The sequence below is a fragment of the Wolbachia endosymbiont (group A) of Therophilus tumidulus genome, from assembly GCF_964277345.1.
GTDB classification, from domain to species: Bacteria; Pseudomonadota; Alphaproteobacteria; order Rickettsiales; family Anaplasmataceae; genus Wolbachia; species Wolbachia pipientis.
In genome coordinates this window covers 493,813-510,677 of sequence record NZ_OZ195515.1, presented here as the reverse complement: position 1 = coordinate 510,677, position 16,865 = coordinate 493,813, and the positions used below count along the sequence as shown (strand labels likewise).

Annotated in this window: 15 protein-coding genes and 1 tRNA gene; 5 read left to right on the top strand and 11 right to left on the bottom strand. The window is 35.9% G+C overall.

Features of this window, described 5'->3' with window-relative positions; translation table 11 throughout:
- Nucleotides 1–14: 14 nt before the first annotated feature.
- From ACICQD_RS02735 to rpsB, 7 genes are read right to left on the bottom strand one after another with little or no spacing between them, the layout of a single operon-like run.
- Nucleotides 15–641 carry a phosphatidate cytidylyltransferase gene (locus ACICQD_RS02735; RefSeq protein ID WP_395461529.1) on the bottom strand — a complete coding sequence of 209 codons (627 nt, stop codon included), beginning with the start codon at nucleotides 639–641 and terminating at the stop codon, nucleotides 15–17.
- The gene (uppS, locus tag ACICQD_RS02730) at nucleotides 631–1,326 is read right to left on the bottom strand and encodes a polyprenyl diphosphate synthase (RefSeq protein ID WP_006279327.1); all 696 of its coding nucleotides are present in this window, start codon (nucleotides 1,324–1,326) and stop codon (nucleotides 631–633) included. The genes ACICQD_RS02735 and uppS overlap by 11 nt, the downstream gene beginning before the upstream one ends.
- Nucleotides 1,327–1,332: 6 nt before the next feature.
- Nucleotides 1,333–1,596 carry a hypothetical protein gene (locus ACICQD_RS07450; RefSeq protein ID WP_010962657.1) on the bottom strand — a complete coding sequence of 88 codons (264 nt, stop codon included), beginning with the start codon at nucleotides 1,594–1,596 and terminating at the stop codon, nucleotides 1,333–1,335.
- 5 nt (nucleotides 1,597–1,601) lie between these two features.
- Nucleotides 1,602–2,159, bottom strand: a complete 558-nt coding sequence (frr, locus tag ACICQD_RS02720) for a ribosome recycling factor (protein WP_010962658.1) — start codon at nucleotides 2,157–2,159, stop codon at nucleotides 1,602–1,604.
- Between the two features lie 7 nt (nucleotides 2,160–2,166).
- A complete protein-coding gene (gene pyrH / locus ACICQD_RS02715) occupies nucleotides 2,167–2,904 on the bottom strand; it encodes a UMP kinase (RefSeq protein WP_369800793.1) in 738 nt (245 codons plus the stop codon).
- Between the two features lie 16 nt (nucleotides 2,905–2,920).
- Complete coding sequence (tsf, locus tag ACICQD_RS02710) at nucleotides 2,921–3,781, bottom strand: translation elongation factor Ts (RefSeq protein ID WP_070356839.1); 861 nt, start codon at nucleotides 3,779–3,781, stop codon at nucleotides 2,921–2,923.
- On the bottom strand, nucleotides 3,762–4,610 hold the full coding sequence (gene rpsB, locus ACICQD_RS02705; protein ID WP_010962661.1) for a 30S ribosomal protein S2: 849 nt from the start codon (nucleotides 4,608–4,610) through the stop codon (nucleotides 3,762–3,764). The genes tsf and rpsB overlap by 20 nt, the downstream gene beginning before the upstream one ends.
- A 192-nt stretch (nucleotides 4,611–4,802) precedes the next feature.
- Here rpsB and ACICQD_RS02700 point away from each other — a divergent pair.
- The 4 genes from ACICQD_RS02700 (at nucleotide 4,803) to ACICQD_RS02685 (ending at nucleotide 8,525) form a co-directional block, all read left to right on the top strand.
- A tRNA-Asp gene (locus ACICQD_RS02700) sits at nucleotides 4,803–4,879 on the top strand.
- 137 nt (nucleotides 4,880–5,016) lie between these two features.
- Nucleotides 5,017–5,388, top strand: coding sequence for a preprotein translocase subunit YajC (yajC, locus tag ACICQD_RS02695; protein ID WP_010081840.1), 372 nt, complete (start codon nucleotides 5,017–5,019; stop codon nucleotides 5,386–5,388).
- Between the two features lie 80 nt (nucleotides 5,389–5,468).
- Nucleotides 5,469–7,289: a glutamine--fructose-6-phosphate transaminase (isomerizing) gene (gene glmS / locus ACICQD_RS02690; protein WP_264374049.1), complete on the top strand. Its 1,821-nt coding sequence runs from the start codon at nucleotides 5,469–5,471 to the stop codon at nucleotides 7,287–7,289.
- Nucleotides 7,290–7,604: 315 nt separating this feature from the next.
- Entirely contained in the window at nucleotides 7,605–8,525 is a 921-nt protein-coding gene (locus ACICQD_RS02685) for an Rpn family recombination-promoting nuclease/putative transposase (RefSeq protein WP_213862864.1), read from the top strand.
- 114 nt (nucleotides 8,526–8,639) lie between these two features.
- Here the strand turns inward: ACICQD_RS02685 and ACICQD_RS02680 are convergent, their stop codons facing one another.
- The 3 genes from ACICQD_RS02680 to hemC all read right to left on the bottom strand — a co-directional run bounded on the left by ACICQD_RS02680 (nucleotide 8,640) and on the right by hemC (nucleotide 10,684).
- Complete coding sequence (locus tag ACICQD_RS02680) at nucleotides 8,640–8,831, bottom strand: hypothetical protein (RefSeq protein ID WP_070356842.1); 192 nt, start codon at nucleotides 8,829–8,831, stop codon at nucleotides 8,640–8,642.
- A gap of 96 nt (nucleotides 8,832–8,927) precedes the next feature.
- Nucleotides 8,928–9,815 carry a UDP-N-acetylmuramate dehydrogenase gene (murB, locus tag ACICQD_RS02675; RefSeq protein WP_209472776.1) on the bottom strand — a complete coding sequence of 296 codons (888 nt, stop codon included), beginning with the start codon at nucleotides 9,813–9,815 and terminating at the stop codon, nucleotides 8,928–8,930.
- Complete coding sequence (gene hemC, locus ACICQD_RS02670; RefSeq protein WP_395461528.1) at nucleotides 9,806–10,684, bottom strand: hydroxymethylbilane synthase; 879 nt, start codon at nucleotides 10,682–10,684, stop codon at nucleotides 9,806–9,808. The genes murB and hemC overlap by 10 nt, the downstream gene beginning before the upstream one ends.
- Before the next feature lie 955 nt (nucleotides 10,685–11,639).
- Here hemC and odhB point away from each other — a divergent pair.
- Nucleotides 11,640–12,812 (top strand): 2-oxoglutarate dehydrogenase complex dihydrolipoyllysine-residue succinyltransferase, encoded by a 1,173-nt coding sequence (gene odhB, locus ACICQD_RS02665; protein WP_010962667.1) that lies wholly within the window; start codon nucleotides 11,640–11,642, stop codon nucleotides 12,810–12,812.
- A 38-nt stretch (nucleotides 12,813–12,850) separates the two neighbouring features.
- Here the strand turns inward: odhB and ACICQD_RS02660 are convergent, their stop codons facing one another.
- Nucleotides 12,851–16,711 (bottom strand): tetratricopeptide repeat protein, encoded by a 3,861-nt coding sequence (locus ACICQD_RS02660; RefSeq protein WP_395461527.1) that lies wholly within the window; start codon nucleotides 16,709–16,711, stop codon nucleotides 12,851–12,853.
- Nucleotides 16,712–16,865: the final 154 nt, after the last annotated feature.

Sequence of the window (16,865 nt, the reverse complement as noted above, 5' to 3'; positions counted from 1 at the left end):
GCACTTCTGCAGACTTAGCTTATGTAAATAGCAATAAGAGGGGCAGTAAAAATGAAACTGTCCATACGGTCGAGCACTCCCCCATGGCCAGGTATCATATTTCCACTATCTTTAACACCGTAAGCTCTTTTAACAAGCGACTCAGTGAAATCGCCAAGTTGCGCTAGAATAGCAATTGCAAGGCCAATGATTGGAGAATAAAAAATTGAAAATAGACCAAAAAATATTGATCCAAAAATTGTGCACACTACTCCAGCTAAAATCGCACCAAGAAGTCCTGCCCAAGTTTTTCCAGGGCTAATAATTGGGCAAATTTTAGCTCCACCAAAATTCTTGCCAAACAGGTAGGCAGTAACGTCAATTCCCCAAATGGTTAAGACGAACCATACTAATGCGTATTTTCCCTGTGGTAGATTATATAAATATATTAATGAGGCGCTTGGTAGTGCAATCAATAATAATGCAAAAACGTATAAAATTTTGTTTCCCTGGGTTAGATTATACCATTCAAAAGAAGATAAAACTGCTATCGAAAAAATCAATAGGTAAAACGATAAATCACTGAAATATGTAGCAAAGGAAAATATGAATAATATTACTATTGAGGACAACATTCTAACTATAAAATTATTATCTACCATATTTCTTCTCTCTTTTTGTATAATCTTCTAATGCTTTGCTCAAATCTTGACAAGAAAAATCAGGCCACAAAGTATCACAAAAATACAATTCAGCATAAGCTGCTTGCCATAATAAAAAGTTGCTTAACCTTTTTTCGCCACCAGTGCGAATTAATAAATCCAATTTTGGCAAATCTTTAGTATATAGAAACTTTTCAAATTCCTCTTCTGATACATAAGCAATATTTTCTTTTATAATATTGCTTATAGCTTGTGTAATTTCTTGCTTTGCTCCGTAACTGACTGCCACAGTGAGTAATAAACCATCGTTCTTATGTGTCATTTCTTCTGCTTTTTTAATTTGATCCAATATTTTACTGGGTAACAGACTTAAATTGCCAATAAAATTCAACTTAATGTTACAATTGTAAATGAAATTGACTTTATCTTCATTAGTTAAAACGGAGTAAAATAAATCAAATAGACAGTCAGTTTCGTTTTTAGGTCTAAGCCAATTCTCCATAGAGAATGCATACAAAGTTAAGTAGGGTATAGTTAAGTCCGTACAATACTTGGCAATATCGTATGCAACTTCACTGCCCTTTTTATAACCATCAATTTTTACCCTTCCTTGATTGTTCGCCCATCTACCATTACCATCCATAATAATTGCTAAATGTTTCGGTAAAGATTCTTGATTCAACATTTAAATTTAACCTAATTTTGACTTGAGTGAAATTTTTTGGATTTCAATGGACACCTGGAAGGTGTCAGCTACTTGCATGACAGGAAGAGAGTTACTGTAGTGACACCAATAGTTGATACTTGAATGCAAAATTGGTGTCATCCCAGTGCTCCGACACTGGGATCCAGGAAATTTGATTTCAAACAAGTGCATCAGATAGTTGTATAGTAAAGACTGGATTCCAGTGTCAAACACTGGAATGACATCATTTGCTATGTAAGCTTTCTCCATATCATTTAGTGATTCAGTATATCCTTTTCTTTGATGGACAATTCACCATCAATCTTTTTTATATTATCATCAGTAATATTTTGTATTTCCTTCTTAGCACCATGAAAATCATCTTCTGAGATTTCTTTATTTTCCTTCATTTTTTCTGTTTCTTCCATAATATCTCTACGTATATTTCTAATGGCAATCCGTGCATTTTCAGCAAACTGATGCAATAATTTCACTAATTTTTCACGGGTTTCTTGTGTCAAGTCCGGAAGAGCTATACGTATGGTGCTACCCTCGACAACAGGATTTAAATTCAGGTTAGCATTTAATATAGCGTTTTTCACTTCACCTACAACACTAATGTCCCAAACTTTAATTGATAGGGTTTTGTTATCTATAACCGAAACGCCTGCAACTTGATTTAACTTTTGATGCCCACCATAGATGTTTACAACTATACCATCAAGCAAAGATGCACTAGCTCTACCAGTGCGTACGCCTTTAATATCATCATGAAAGGACTGAATAGTTTTTAGCATTCTTTCTTTTGTTTTAGCTTTTATTTCATTTAACATAAATTACCTACTGTTTACAATCTGAAACTATAGTATAAGTACCTTGACCCTTAATAATATTGACTATTTTTTCTCCCTTCAAAGAAAAAACTATAATTGGAATAGAATTCTCACGAGCAAGTGAAATTGCTGATGCATCCATAACTTTTAAATCACGAGTCAATAAATCCGTGTAAGAAAGCCTATCATACATTACAGCATCCTCATTTTTTTTCGGATCAGCGGAGTATACACCATTTACTTGCGTACCCTTTAGAATAACATCACAATTCATTTCAACAGCACGTAAGGCTGCAGCTGTATCTGTAGTAAAAAATGGGTTGCCTGTGCCTGCTGCAAAAATTACCACTCTACCTTTTTCTAAATGACGAATAGCTTTCCTTCTGATGTAAGGTTCGCATACAGTGGCCATGGGTATTGCAGATAATACCCTAGAAGCTACTAAATTTTTTTCTAAAAAGTTTTGTAAAATTAAAGCATTGATTATAGTTGCAAGCATTCCAATATAATCACTGCTTGCTCTTTCACAACCACTTAAAGACGCAGATGTGCCACGAAAGATATTACCACCACCAACAACAATACATACCTGAACTCCAAGATTACAAACTTCAACTATGCCTTTAGATAACTCACCTATAGTCTCCATATCGTGACCAAATTGCTTTGATCCCATCAAAGCCTCACCAGAGATTTTAAATAACACCCTGGAATATTTTATTTCGCTTTTTTCATTTGTTGAAATAAACATTTTTTGCTATTTAATCTGCATCACCCAAAACAAGTAACTTGTAATTAGAGAGTTTAACAGCACTCAACTCGCTTGATTTTATAAAATCAGAAATCTTCATCTTATCATCCTTTATAAATTTTTGCTCCAGTAAAACAACTTCTTCATAGTACTTAGCCATTCGTCCATCTACTATTTTTTTTGCTACTTCTTCAGGTTTATTTAAGCTCCTCACTTGCTCTTCAATTATAGAACGTTCGTTGTTCAACTTCATTTGATCTAAATCATCTATAGACAAAGCTTCAGGCTTCATAGCAACTACATGCATAGCTATTTGTTTCCCAATCTCTTGTAGCTTCGCCTTATCACCAGATGATTGCAATGCAATTAAAGCACCAATCTTACCTAAGCCACACACATCACCATGTACGTAGCCAGCAATAACTCCATCCTTAGCTTCTAAGTAACAAAGCTTGCTTAACTCTAGCTTCTCACCAAGAACTGACGTACCATTCATAATAGCTTCCTGCACTGTGCCAATGCTTTCATACTTGGCATTTTTTAACTCATCAACGCTAGTACAGCGTTCTTGATGAGCAATTGATGCTAAATTTAAAACTAACTCTATAAATTTCTCATTCCTTGCGACAAAATCGGTTTCGCAATTGAGTTCAATCAATACACCACAATTTTCAGTCAAACACATAGCAACGAGCCCATCTGAAGCTACTCTATCAGATTTTTTATCAGCTTTAGCAAGACCTATTGTACGTAACTTATCAACGGCTTTCTTAATGTCACCATCACATTCTTCTAATGCTTTTTTACAGTCACTTAAGCCAAGCCCTGTTCTATCACGTAATTCTCTTATATCATCTGGATTCATCTTCATTTGTTACTACCTCCCTTTCTTCTTCTTTGTAAACTTTACTACGTCTCCTTTTAGTTTGCACAATACCATCTTCTTTTTCTTGAATAAACTCATCACCCCTTATATCATCAATCTTAACTCCAGATTTTGCTAGACTAGACTCTATTCCAGCTAATATAGAGTCGGTAGCTAATTTACAATAGAGCTCTATTGATTTTCTTGAGTCATCATTTCCAGGTATTAGATAAGTAATACCATCTGGATCAGAATTAGTATCAAGTATTGCAACTATTGGAATTCCTAACTTCTTAGCCTCCTTAACCGCTATATGCTCTTTATTAGTATCAATGATGAATAAGATATCAGGAATTGCTCCCATTTCTCTAATACCGCCAAGCGCCTTATCAAGCTTTTGCTTTTTCTTTTCAATGTTTCCCAATTCTTTCTTTGTTAAAATGCTATCCTCGTCATTTAATATTTTCTCATATTGCATCAAGGTTTTTATCGAAGAAGAAACAGTGCCCCAATTAGTAAGCATACCACCAAGCCAACGATGATTCACATAATATTGACCACAACGAATCGCTTCACTTGCAATAATATCAAAAGCTTGAAACTTTGTACCAACAAATAGAATGCGACCACCTTGAAATGCAACGTCATATAAAGCCTTCATGGCCACCTGTAGCAATGGTAGTGTTTTTCGCAAATCAATTATATGTATACGATTTTCTTGATGCACTCCATATATGTATGGAGCCATTTTTGCGTTCCAGCGACTAATTTTGTGACCAAAATGTACACCAGATTCAGCTAAATCACGCACAGTGACTTTAGGCAAATTTGTCATATATCATTCCTCCAAATAGTTTATCTTCCATGGCATAACCCTAATGGGACTACTTGTACAAGCCATGTGTAAAATTAAATTATTTACATAGTAATAGAAAAGACAGCAAAGCGCAAACAAAAAATATTGACAAAGGGCAACATGTTTATTAGCTTTAAAGTTGAAGCCCGAAAATGCTAAAAAGAAATTAGGGGGGGTGTAGCTCAGTTGGTTAGAGCGCATGCCTGTCACGCATGAGGTCGTGAGTTCAAGTCTCATCACTCCCGCCATATTAGTTTTAGCATAACTTAGAATTCGCAGTATTATTGCCGGTATTGAGAAACGCCTTCACCAAACTTGACATGGCATGGTATTGTAATTAATACTTAAATAGGTTTGTTTTTATCATTAACAATTAGGATTAAATATGCTCATTTCTGAAGTTTTTGCAGCAGATGCAACTAGCAATACATCAAGTATCGGCGCATCTTTTGCTAGTTTTATTCCACTGATTTTAATATTTGTGGTATTTTATTTTCTCATTATTCGCCCGCAACAAAAAAAACTAAAAGAACATAGAAAGATGATAGATCAAATAAAACGTGGTGATACAGTCATTACTTCTGGTGGAATAATAGGTGAAGTTAATAAAGTTGATGAGGCAAATGCACAATTTATAATAGAAATAGCACCAAAAGTTGAGATAAAAGTTCTAAAGTCCGCTATATCTGAGGTTTTAAGCAAAGAAACTCAAAAAGTAGCAGCTAAACCAATTAAAAAGGTAAAATCGAAAGAATGATAAAAAGAATATAAATCAACCAGTAATAAAGGCAAAAATGCTTAACATGTTTAGAAAAAAGTTTGTTTGGTGATCCATTTGTGTGCGGAATATTTGGTGTAGTAAGTAGCGGTGATTCAGTAATACCAACCTTACTAACTGGGTTACAAAAATTGGAATATAGGGGATATGATTCCTCAGGTATAGCAATCATAAATAACGAAGGTAAGATAGAAGTCAAAAAATCAGAAGGTAAAGTCGAAAGGTTATGTGAAGTTGTTGATGACAGCAAGATGTCTCACAGTACAGTTGGTATAGCACATACTCGCTGGGCTACACATGGAGTCCCAGGCCTTAAAAATGCTCACCCCATTCGTACAAATAATGTTGTTGTTGCTCATAACGGCATAATTGAGAATTACAATCTGCTAAAAAAGGGCCTAGAAGAAAGGGGCATGTCATTCCATACTGACACTGACACAGAGATCATACCAAACATGCTAACCTTATATCTTGATGAAGGATTGTCGCCAATTGATTCTCTATTTAAGTGTTTAAACAACTTACATGGCTCATTTGCCTTGGTCTTATTATTTGCAGAATATCCAGACGCCTTATTTGTTGCGAAGAGAAATTTGCCTTTAGCAATAGGCTATAACTGTAACACAGTGTTTGCTGCATCTGACTCTAATGCTTTAAGTGCATTTGTGGAAAGAATATCGCATTTGGAAGATGATGACATTGCAGTGATAAAATCTAGTGGAGTTAGTATATACAACAATGGTACACAAGTTAAACGCAGTATAGAAAATAGTAGTCCAAGTGATTTTCTAATTAGCAAAAATGGTTACCCTAGCTTCATGTTAAAAGAGATTTTTGAGCAACCGCGTGCATTAAACAAAACAATAAATCAATTTTACAAGCAATATAAAGAGGTAATATTTGCTAACAAAAAATTGTTTTCTGAGCTGAGTTACATTACTATAGTTGGATGCGGGTCATCTTATTTTGCTGGGCTAATAGCAAAGTATTGGCTGGAAAATGTCGCTCAAGTTCGAGTATATCTAGAAATCTCATCAGAATTTAGGTATAGCAACGTCAAGCTGGAAGAAGGCAGCATTGGGTTATTTATCTCTCAATCTGGTGAAACTGCAGATACCATAGAAGCGCTGCGTTATGCAAAATCACAGAAGCAAACAATCATTAGTATAACTAATACATTTAGCAGCAGCATTGAAAAGATCTCAGATATTGTGTTACATACTCTTGCTGGGCCAGAAATTGGTGTTGCTTCAACAAAAACCTTTTCTGCGCAACTTGCAACTTTAGCATGCTTTGCCGTGGAGCTTGGAAAAATAAAAGGTGTACTGGGTGGAGAGAGAATAAAACAGCTAAGCAACGCTATTAACTCTATTCCCGAGTATGTTGAGCACGTTTTGAATGTGATGAAAATACAACATATATCGGGCAGTATATTAGAACACAATAACGTTATTTTAATCGGCAGAGGAAGTTCATACGGAGTTGCAATGGAAGGCGCATTGAAAATAAAAGAGCTTTCATATATCAATACAACTGGTATTGCAGCGGGAGAAATGAAGCATGGTTCTATTGCTTTAATAGACTCTACTGTGCTTGTTATAGCAATTATCCCTTATGATGATTTATTCTTTAAAACGCTATCTAATATACAAGAGATTATTGCAAGAAAAGGCAAAGTAATTGCCTTCAGTGATAAACAAGGAGCGCCATTCCTAAGGGGAGTTTGCGCAGATGTGGTGCAACTTCCAGACACTGATAATTTTATCTCTCCAATCATCTACAGTGTTGCTATGCAATTCCTTGCTTACTTTACTGCAGCAAAAAAAGGGTTAGATGCAGATTGTCCAAGAAATTTAGCTAAGTCTGTCACGGTTGAGTAGTCCATTTAAAGTTAAAGCTAAACTTCTAATTAAGGTAACCAGACTGCATTCTGTGATTTTTAGCAAAACACGATACACAATCGTCATTCCGCTACTTGTTAGCGGAATCTATGCCGAGATACCGCGAATGAATCGCGGTATGACGGTTCGCGGTGGTATGACGGTTAAGTAATTCGTCATCCCGCTGCTTGTTAGCGGGATCTAGAGATACCGCGGCGGTATGACGGTTCGCGGCGGCATAGCTATCTTCAAAAATATGGTTGAATAATTGTTAATAATAGTGTATAATTATTAATATTTTTAAGCACTTTGGCTATGGCTTTATCTAAGTTTCTCGACCCTAAGCTGGATTTAACCTTCAAAAAAATATTTGGCACTGAAAAAAATAAGAATATTCTCATACATTTTTTGAATGATATTTTAGGGTTTACCGAGATAAATACTATACAAGAAGTGGAATTCCTCAGTACTATAATGGATCCTGAAATTGCCTCTGATAAGCAAAGTATAGTTGATGTTCTTTGCAGGGACTCTAGTGGGGCTAGGTATGTGATTGAAATGCAGCTCACTCGCGATAAAGGCTTCGAAAAACGAGCTCAACTATATGCTGCTAAGGCTTACTCAAGGCAAGCTGATAAATCTGGTAAGTACATTGATTTAAAGAAGGTTTTCTTTATTGCTATCTCTAATTGTAATTTATTTCCTGATAAGCTTGATTATATATCCAGCCACACTATAAGAGATGAGAAAACCAATGAGCATGACTTAAAAGATTTTCAATTTGTATTTATTGAACTACCTAAATTTCCTAAGAATAAGGAAGAACAGCTAGAAAGCATAGTGGATCGTTGGTTATTTTTCTTCAAATATGCAGATGAAACTACGGAAGAAGACTTAAGGAAAATAGCAGAAAAAGCACCAATAATAAAGTTAGCCTACGATGAATTAGACAGGTTTAGCTGGAATGAAAAAGATTTAGTAGCTTATGAAGAAAGAATAATGGATCTACGGAAAGAAGAAGCCATTCTTGAATACAGACTTGACCTTGCTACTGAAAAAGGCATCCAAATTGGCGAAGAAAGAGGCATCAAAATCGGTAAAGAGGAAGGAAAAATCGAAGGAAAAATCGAAGTCGCAAAAGCAATGCTGGCTAACAATGTTGATGTCAACACTATTGTCAAATTTACTGGCCTTTCTATTAGTGAGATTGAAGAATTAAGTGTGAACGGTTACTAATTAAGAACTTTAATTATCAATCATAAATCACTGAATTTCGCTAGTAAATTTGTTGCCATTCTCCATATTGCACAATTGTATATAAGATATAGTATAACAATAGTGTCCGTTCAGCTAATACCAATTCCCACTGCACAATAAACGGATAGATAACAATGGAAAAAAAGCCATACTATTGCCTTTCTTTCTCACTCCACAATTAAATAACTCTACAATATCGCTTATTTGATTCACTAATAATGAGAATTGGTATAACTTTGCTATTTTTCTCTCTAGATTCTTGCAAAGTTCTACAAGATTAACCACATTACCTCACGGTTTCTCTATGATTATTTTTTTAGATTACTTGTTTACCTTATTTGCCGTTCTCCTGAACGAATATACATAAGCTATAAAAACTATCTAATAGCTACCCAAAACCCTTATTTCCCACTCAAGTTCAACATTAAATTTATCCTTTACTGCATCTTTTACTTTGTTGCCAAGGTTTTCCAAGTCAGATGCAGTTGCATTATCGTAATTGAGCAAGAAGTTACAATGTTTCTTAGAGATTCTAGCTCCACCAATATTTAACCCTAGGCAGCCAGATTTATCAATTAACTCCCATGCTCGGTAGTTTTTTGGATTTTTGAATATGCACCCAGCAGTTTTTCCTCTTATTGGCTGGCTTTTATTTTTCCTCTCAATAACTTCCTTTAACCTTTGCAGTATAAGCTCATACTCTGAGTTTACTCCTTTAAACTCAGCTTCAACAAAAATCCAATTTCCTTTTAGGCTATGTCCACGGTAAAAATACCCCATTTCTTCGTTGGAGAACTCATATAGGTTTCCATCCTCTAGATTCACTGCTTTTATGGATTGTACAACACTTGCGATATCACTACCATATGCACCTGCATTCATTTCTATTCCGCCACCAACTGTTCCTGGAATTCCAACTAGAAACTCCAACCCACTAATCTGCTGATTTCCCGCAAAGTGAGCAAGGTTGCTGAGCAGCACAGCTCCCCCAGCTACAATAGAGTTGTTACCCTTACTTTTAATATATGCAAACTCCTTACCTAATTTTACTGTTATTCCTCGAATGCCACTATCTCGCACTATTATGTTGGATGTTGCACCAATAACGCTAACTGGCAGTTCAGTATTTTTAATCAAGTATGTTAAATCTTCAATATCACATGGTTTAAATAATACATCAGCTCGTCCACCAACATTTAACCACGTCGCTTTAGACATTAAGACATCATAACGATAGATTCCACGTACTTTAGGTAAGCTTATAAGCATTTTGATTTCAACTCTAATCCTGCATCCATACCCATTTTCTCCGCATCTTCTATAAATGAAGTGCGCTCAGTGAAGTATATATTTTTTCCACTTGCTAACATACAACGAAGGTGTAGCATATTTTCGCTCACATATTCAGCCAAAGCTGCAAGTGGTGTAAAACATGAACCATTCACTGTCTTCATAAAACTGCGCTCTGATTTCACTCCTATAAAAGACATATTATTATTAATTTTCTCTAAAAGATCGATAATTTTTACATCATTCCTTCTACATTGAATACAAACCGCCCCCTGCCCCACTGCACTTAACATAACTTTTGGTGGCAATACCTCTGTAATCAAGTGATGTTTTTCTAATCTTATGAGTCCTGCTTCAGCTAGAATTATTCCATCAAAACTTTGATTTTGCAATCTGGTTGTTACATTTCCACGTAGCGGTACTATATTTAAATCTGGTCTAACATTTAACAACTGAACTTTTCTTCTTATTGAAGAAGTGGCAATAGTAGCCTGCTGTGGCAAAGACTCAAGGCTATTGTGTTTATGAGAAATAAACGCATCGCATGAACTTAGCCTTTCTAAAACACAAGGAATTGTTAAACCCCCTGAGAAAAACGCAGGCATATCTTTTAGCGAATGAACTGCCATGTCTATATTATTTTCGAGCAATTCAGCCTCAATTTCTTTAATGAATAATCCTTTGCCTCCTATTTCAGCAAGATTTGCGTTTGCATACTTATCTCCAGAAGTTTTTATCTTAACAATTTCAATAGATAAGTTAGGAAAAGAGTCCAGCAACTTTTGTTTTGCTTCCAAAGCCTGGGCAACTGCAAGCTTGCTTCCTCTGGTGCCTATTTTGACTAGCATGTGTACGATTGTTTGTCTGATATCATTCAAGTAGCTAACTACTTGGATCCAGTTTATATAAACCTTTGCATTTATTGTACTTTAACTTAAAACCAAAAGCAACTTTGACTTTACAAAATAATAACCTTTTATATGCATAAATAAGCTTACTGGATTCTAGTACTTGCATGACAAGGTATAAACCTTATCGTCATACCACCGCGAACCGTCATACCGTCACGGTATCTCTACATCCCGCTAACACGTAGCGGGATAACGAATTATTTAACCGTCATACCGCGATTCATTCGCGGTATCTCTAGATCCCGCTAACAAGCAGCGGGATGACGGTTGTCGTTTAGCTATAAATATTAAAAAATTTACCAAGCGAAAAAAAAGGCAAAAGAAGCCCCGTGGTGGTTGGCTATTTACTATGTACTAAAATATCGGCGTTTTTTTTATTCTAAAACGCTTGATTAAGAGCGATTTAGCTGCTTTTAACTTGCAACTAACCTACATCGCAAGTGTTTAAGAAATTTACTAAGCAGGAAAAAAGGCAAAGAAACCCCGTAGTAGCTAGCATTCAAATTCTCCCTTGTCAATTTGACGTTTTTTGCTGTCTTAAACGCTTTGTAAGCGCGTTTCGGCTTATATAGGTAAAAACCTAAAAATTTTTAAAGACATGCGATGCACGTAGTGCGAAAAATTAAACATGAGACGCCAAATACCCTAAGTTTTTTGTCATTAACCTGCACAGATTGCGAAGATAAATAAATAGCTTCAGTTTCATGATAGGGGGGATGGCAAAGCTTGTCAAGGAATTTTTATGGCCTAGCGTCACGTGCTGGAATGACATTTGGGAATATGTTATCCGTTTGTCACTTCTAAATGATAAGAGCCTCAATGAATTTATTAGTTTATTACATGTCTCTTTTCATGTATAAATCTATAGAAAGTTTTATACGGAAGTTGTTTTATGAGCAAAATTATAGAAATCAGAGCACCAAAAACTCTTGGTGGTGAATCAGTTACAGAAGGTATAGTAAAAATAAAGAAGGGTATTGGAGAAGCAGTAAAAGTAGATGACTTGATCTTTGAAATTGAAACTGACAAAACAGCACTCGAATTAACTGCAGAAGCTTCAGGGCAAATAACTGAATTTCTTATAAAAGAAGATGATGTAATAAGTCCTGATCAATTGTTAGCGAAGCTTTCCATGGGAGAAGTAAAAGAGGAAGCGAGAAAAGAAGATAAAAGCGAAAGTGCTGCTAAAAAAGATGCTCCATCAGCTCGTAAAATTATGGAAGAAAATGCAATCAGTGCAGAAAGCGTCAAAGGAACTGGCATGGGAGGCAGAATAACAAAAGCAGATGTGATAGGCCATATGAACAAAGCTGAACAACCTGCAATAAAACAATATGAATTGCCAAAAAGTGTAGTAAATGGAGAGCAAAGAGAGGAACGAGTAAAAATGAGCAAAATAAGGCAAGTAATTGCCGCTCGTTTGAAAGCATCGCAAAATACTGCTGCAATACTGACCACGTTCAATGAAATTGACATGAAGAATGTCATGGATCTAAGAGCAAAATATAAGGACGCCTTTGAAAAAAAATATGGAATAAAACTTGGTTTTATGTCGTTTTTTATAAAGGCAGCGGTGCAAGCATTGAAAGAAATTGCTGAAATTAACGCTGAAATCTCAGGCGATGAAATCATATATAAACATTACTATGACGTAGGTGTTGCTGTTGGCACCGATAAAGGTCTTGTTGTACCAGTTATTCGGGGTGCCGATCAGATGTCATTTGCAGAAATTGAGTTGACTTTAGTTGCTCTTGGCAAAAAAGCTCGTGAGGGTAAATTACAAGTATCAGAAATGGAAGGTGCAACATTTACCATCTCAAACGGTGGAGTATACGGTTCACTTCTTTCCACTCCGATAATAAACCCTCCGCAATCTGGAATACTTGGAATGCATTCAATACAAAACAGGCCAGTTGCTGTTGGTAATGCAGTAGAAATCAGACCTATGATGTACATTGCTCTCTCTTACGATCACAGAATAGTTGACGGCAAAGGAGCAGTAACTTTCCTCGTTAAAATAAAAAATTATATAGAAGATCCAAATAGATTAGTTTTGGAAGTGTAGCTCAAATGAGTTATTGTTAGTCTAGTGTTGCTAAAAGCCTAAATATCATCTAGCTCTGCCAGCAGTTTAGCAACTTCCGGATGATCAGGGCCGTAATGTTTTTCAAGAATAGGCAAGGCTTGTTCAAACAGCTCCTTTTTTTTCTCGTTGTTACCCAAAGCACCATAAGTAATGCCTAGGTTTGCCAGTAACTTGGCAATTTGAATATGGCCAGAGCCATAATATTTCTCAAAAACAGGTAAAGCTCGTTCAAACAATTCTTGTGCCTTCTGATGATCGCTAAAAGTGCCATAAACGATACCGAGGGTTGCCAGCAGTTTAGCAACTTCCGGATGATCAGGGCCGTAATGTTTTTCAAGAATAGGCAAGGCTTGTTCAAACAGCTCCTTTTTTTTCTCGTTGTTACCCAAAGCACCATAAGTAATGCCTAGGTTTGCCAGTAACTTGGCAATTTGAATATGGCCAGAGCCATAATATTTCTCAAAAACAGGTAAAGCTCGTTCAAACAATTCTTGTGCCTTCTGATGATCGCTAAAAGTGCCATAAACGATACCGAGGGTTGCCAGTAGTTTAGCAACTTCAAAATGGTTAGGGCCGTGGTATTTCTCAAAAATAGGTAAAGCCCGTTCGAGCGACTCTCTTGCTTTTTGGGGATCACTTAAATCCCCATAAACCTCACCTAGGTTTACTAATATAATGGCAACTTGAAAATGATAAGGGTCATAATGTTTCTCAAAGATAGGTAAAGCCCGTTCAAGCAACTCTTTTGCTTTTTGGAAATCACCTAAAGCACCATAAGTAACACCGAGGTCTGTCAGTGTAATAGCAACTTGGAAATGATCAGGTCTATAATATTTCTCTTTAATTGCTAAAGCTCGTTCAAGCAACCCTTTTGCTTCCTGAGGATTACCTAAAGCCCTATAAGCAGCACCTAGGCTTGTCATTGGTTTAGCAACTTCGAAATGATCAGGTCTATAGTGTTTCTTAAAGATAGGTAAAGCCTGTTCAAGCAACTCTTTTGCTTTCTGAGAATCACCTAATGCGTAATGAGCGTTGCCTAAGTTTATCAATGTTTTAGCAACTTGAAAATGATCAGGGCCATAATGTTTCTCTTGAATTGCTAAAGCCCATTCAAGTAACTCTTTTGCCTTCTGAGAATCGCCTAAATCCCCATAAGCGTTAGCGAGGTTTGTCAGTAGTTTAGCGACTGTGAAATGATCAGAACCGTAATGTTTCTTAAAGATAGGTAAAGCCCGTTCAAGCGACTCTTTTGCTTTCTTATGATTGCCTAACCCATAATAAGCATTACCGAGGTTCATCAGTGTTCTAGCAACTTCAAAGTGATCAGGTCCATAGTATTTCTCTTGAATCGCTAAAGCCCATTCAAGCAACTCCTTTTCTTTCTGAGAATCACCTAAACCCCCATAAGCAATACCGAGATTTACCAGTAGTTTAGCAACTTCAAAATGATCAGAACCATAATGTTCCTTAAAGATAGGTAAAGCTCTCCGTTCAAGCAGCTCTTTTGTTTTCTGAGGATCACCTAAGGTGTAATGAGCGTTGGCTAGGTTTACCAATGTTCTAGCAACCTCGAGATGATCGGAGCCATAATGCTCTTCCTTGATTGTTAAAGCCCGTTCAAGCAACTTCTGTTGTTTTCTAGGATTACCTAAGCTAAAGTATCCATGACTCATCAATATTAACAAGTCTATAAGATAATCCTTCTCTATTGTTTGCTTTTCTAAAGGATTTTCTTTTAGCCAATCATCTATATGTGATGAGAACGCTTCTAAATGCGGTAATAATTGTCGTTTTTTAGCATAATCTTCTAATTTATTACTGTCGTAAGGAAAGCTTTCTCTCAGTAATTCAAAAGTCTTTTCCACAACTTTTTCTTTATCTTGTTTTTCCAACTCTATTCTCGTTACTTGCTGTACTAACCTGTGAATATTGACTGAGCTTTGCTCTTCTCCTGAGCTGATCATTGAATATTGCTTAAGTAGTTGGATAGCATCACCTAACTTTTCTTCATTGCGTTCTACCCCTAAAAACATTTTTGCAGGAATGTTGTCAGAGGCAATATAGGCAATGATATCCAAAATTTCTTTGGCTTGCTGACCATACTCCGTGTTGTCTTTGATTTTATCAATAGTAATTCTCCAGGTTATAAAAGTTGTCTTGGTGTAGCTATTGTCGCTGTCTTTAGGAAACTTAAAATCAAGTAATTTTTCTGCTTCCTCTTTATACCTCTTTAAATAATCACTAATTTCAAACTTCAAGCCTACATTCTTTAATGCTACATCCCTTTCCTTTATGTATGCAACTGCCTGCTGCAGGGCTAAAGGAAAATGCTGTAATGTTTCTGCTAAATTCTTTATTTCATTTTCTTGTGATTCATCTTTTATACCTAGTGCTTTTCTAATGAAGTCCATTGATTCTGGTTCAGTAAATGCACCCAACGTTAATGGTTTTATATCTCCCCATTTCTGATTACGAGAGGTAATCAAAACACTAGGTTTATTATCATCAGATGATAAAAAGTGGGACGGTAAAAATTGACTAATACCAGCATCTTGACCTTCACTTCTATATTCTTCTGCGTTATCAAAAACAAAAAGACTTTTTCTCTTTGCAAAAAAAGCGTATATATCTCTTACAATAGATTCAATATCCCTATCTTCTGTAGGAACGCCTAAAAGACCTTTAGCTAATCTGAGAAAGGACTGCACCATAGTTTCATAGGTTTCGGCATTTATCCATATAATATTGTTATCATAATCTTTATTGTGCTTTTCAATATATTTTCTGACTAACTCAGTCTTACCGATTCCTCCCAAACCACTGATAGAAGCTAGATGCGATATTACTGTGGCTACACCTTGACTTTTTTGTATTAATTTGTGTAGTTCTCGTAATTCTTCTGTCCTTCCAGTGAACGATCCTACTGGATTTCTCACCTCAAATCGAAAGCCTCCTAAGATTTCTTCTTTCATCTTGCGAAAGAATTCTCTTCCGTCTTCATGTGTAAGAAAACGTCTCCCTTTTTCTTTCAACCAATCTAGCATTTTTTCTTGGAAGCGAGCGTAAACATTCTGTCTATCAATATCATTAAATTGCTCGCCTAGCTCACTTTTGATAATATCCGCTAGTTTTATTTCATTGGGCTGATTTACTGCAAATACTAACTTATCAAAAAATTCTTTTATATTGTCTTCCAACCTACCTTCATTCATCATTCGTCCAAATTCACGTTGCCACGTCTGATTTCTTTCCAATTTCCTTTTTGAGTTCTGATCTGGCTTGTTTTGGAGTTTTTTTATCTCCTCTTCTAATTCTTCCATCGCTTCTTCTACAGCACTTTCAAATGCTGGTTGCACTACTGAAATCATGTTATTGTGAATATAAGAGAACTTATATCTAGTGCCACCATCTTTAAAAAAGACATCACTAGTGTCGATTACTTCAACTAAAATTTCTATTTCCTCGTTTGGTCCTAAAGTTTTTACCCTCAACTTCTTCACTGTGTTTCGTGCTGTGCTTTGATCCAGATCAAAATCGATATTAGTACAGATAATAAAATCTTTCAGGTTACCATCTGCAAAATCTTGATTATTTTTGATCTTTAGGTAAGAAACAAAATACTTTGCTAATCCAAACTCACCACTTTTATCTTTTGTAAGTAAGTTCCCTACTCCAATTTTCTTGTTATCTTCATCTTGTGTGTGTTTAGCCTGCAAAAAACGGTATACTTTCTTACTACCTTGGGTACATTCAAATACTAAATCATCGAATTTTCTGGCCTCTTCTATTTCTGTACCTAAGCGAAAAGAGTGCTGATAGAGCACTCCTCGATGCAAAAATAGCATCAATACCTTTAGCTGGTAGATATTACCGTGCATAACTAGTTACCTCATACAGGCTGCTATAAATTTGTTTGATCTAGAATTAAAGATTACCAAACACCTAAAATAATGCAATAGAGTCTTTATGTGTTGATAGAAAGGCCTTCGAGGGTAGGAATTGCCTGGCAAACTCTTAATTCTTGATTTAAAA

Excerpts from the sequence above, each read along its gene's own strand:
- odhB (WP_010962667.1), top strand. The coding sequence starts at position 11,640 with ATGAGCAAAATTATAGAAATCAGAGCACCAAAAACTCTTGGTGGTGAA.
- ACICQD_RS02735 (WP_395461529.1), bottom strand. The coding sequence starts at position 641 with ATGGTAGATAATAATTTTATAGTTAGAATGTTGTCCTCAATAGTAATA.
- rpsB (WP_010962661.1), bottom strand. The coding sequence starts at position 4,610 with ATGACAAATTTGCCTAAAGTCACTGTGCGTGATTTAGCTGAATCTGGT.
- uppS (WP_006279327.1), bottom strand. The coding sequence starts at position 1,326 with ATGTTGAATCAAGAATCTTTACCGAAACATTTAGCAATTATTATGGAT.
- frr (WP_010962658.1), bottom strand. The coding sequence starts at position 2,159 with ATGTTAAATGAAATAAAAGCTAAAACAAAAGAAAGAATGCTAAAAACT.
- tsf (WP_070356839.1), bottom strand. The coding sequence starts at position 3,781 with ATGAAGATGAATCCAGATGATATAAGAGAATTACGTGATAGAACAGGG.
- yajC (WP_010081840.1), top strand. The coding sequence starts at position 5,017 with ATGCTCATTTCTGAAGTTTTTGCAGCAGATGCAACTAGCAATACATCA.
- ACICQD_RS07450 (WP_010962657.1), bottom strand. The coding sequence starts at position 1,596 with ATGGAGAAAGCTTACATAGCAAATGATGTCATTCCAGTGTTTGACACT.
- ACICQD_RS02685 (WP_213862864.1), top strand. The coding sequence starts at position 7,605 with ATGGCTTTATCTAAGTTTCTCGACCCTAAGCTGGATTTAACCTTCAAA.
- ACICQD_RS02660 (WP_395461527.1), bottom strand. The coding sequence starts at position 16,711 with ATGCACGGTAATATCTACCAGCTAAAGGTATTGATGCTATTTTTGCAT.
- hemC (WP_395461528.1), bottom strand. The coding sequence starts at position 10,684 with ATGCTAGTCAAAATAGGCACCAGAGGAAGCAAGCTTGCAGTTGCCCAG.
- murB (WP_209472776.1), bottom strand. The coding sequence starts at position 9,815 with ATGCTTATAAGCTTACCTAAAGTACGTGGAATCTATCGTTATGATGTC.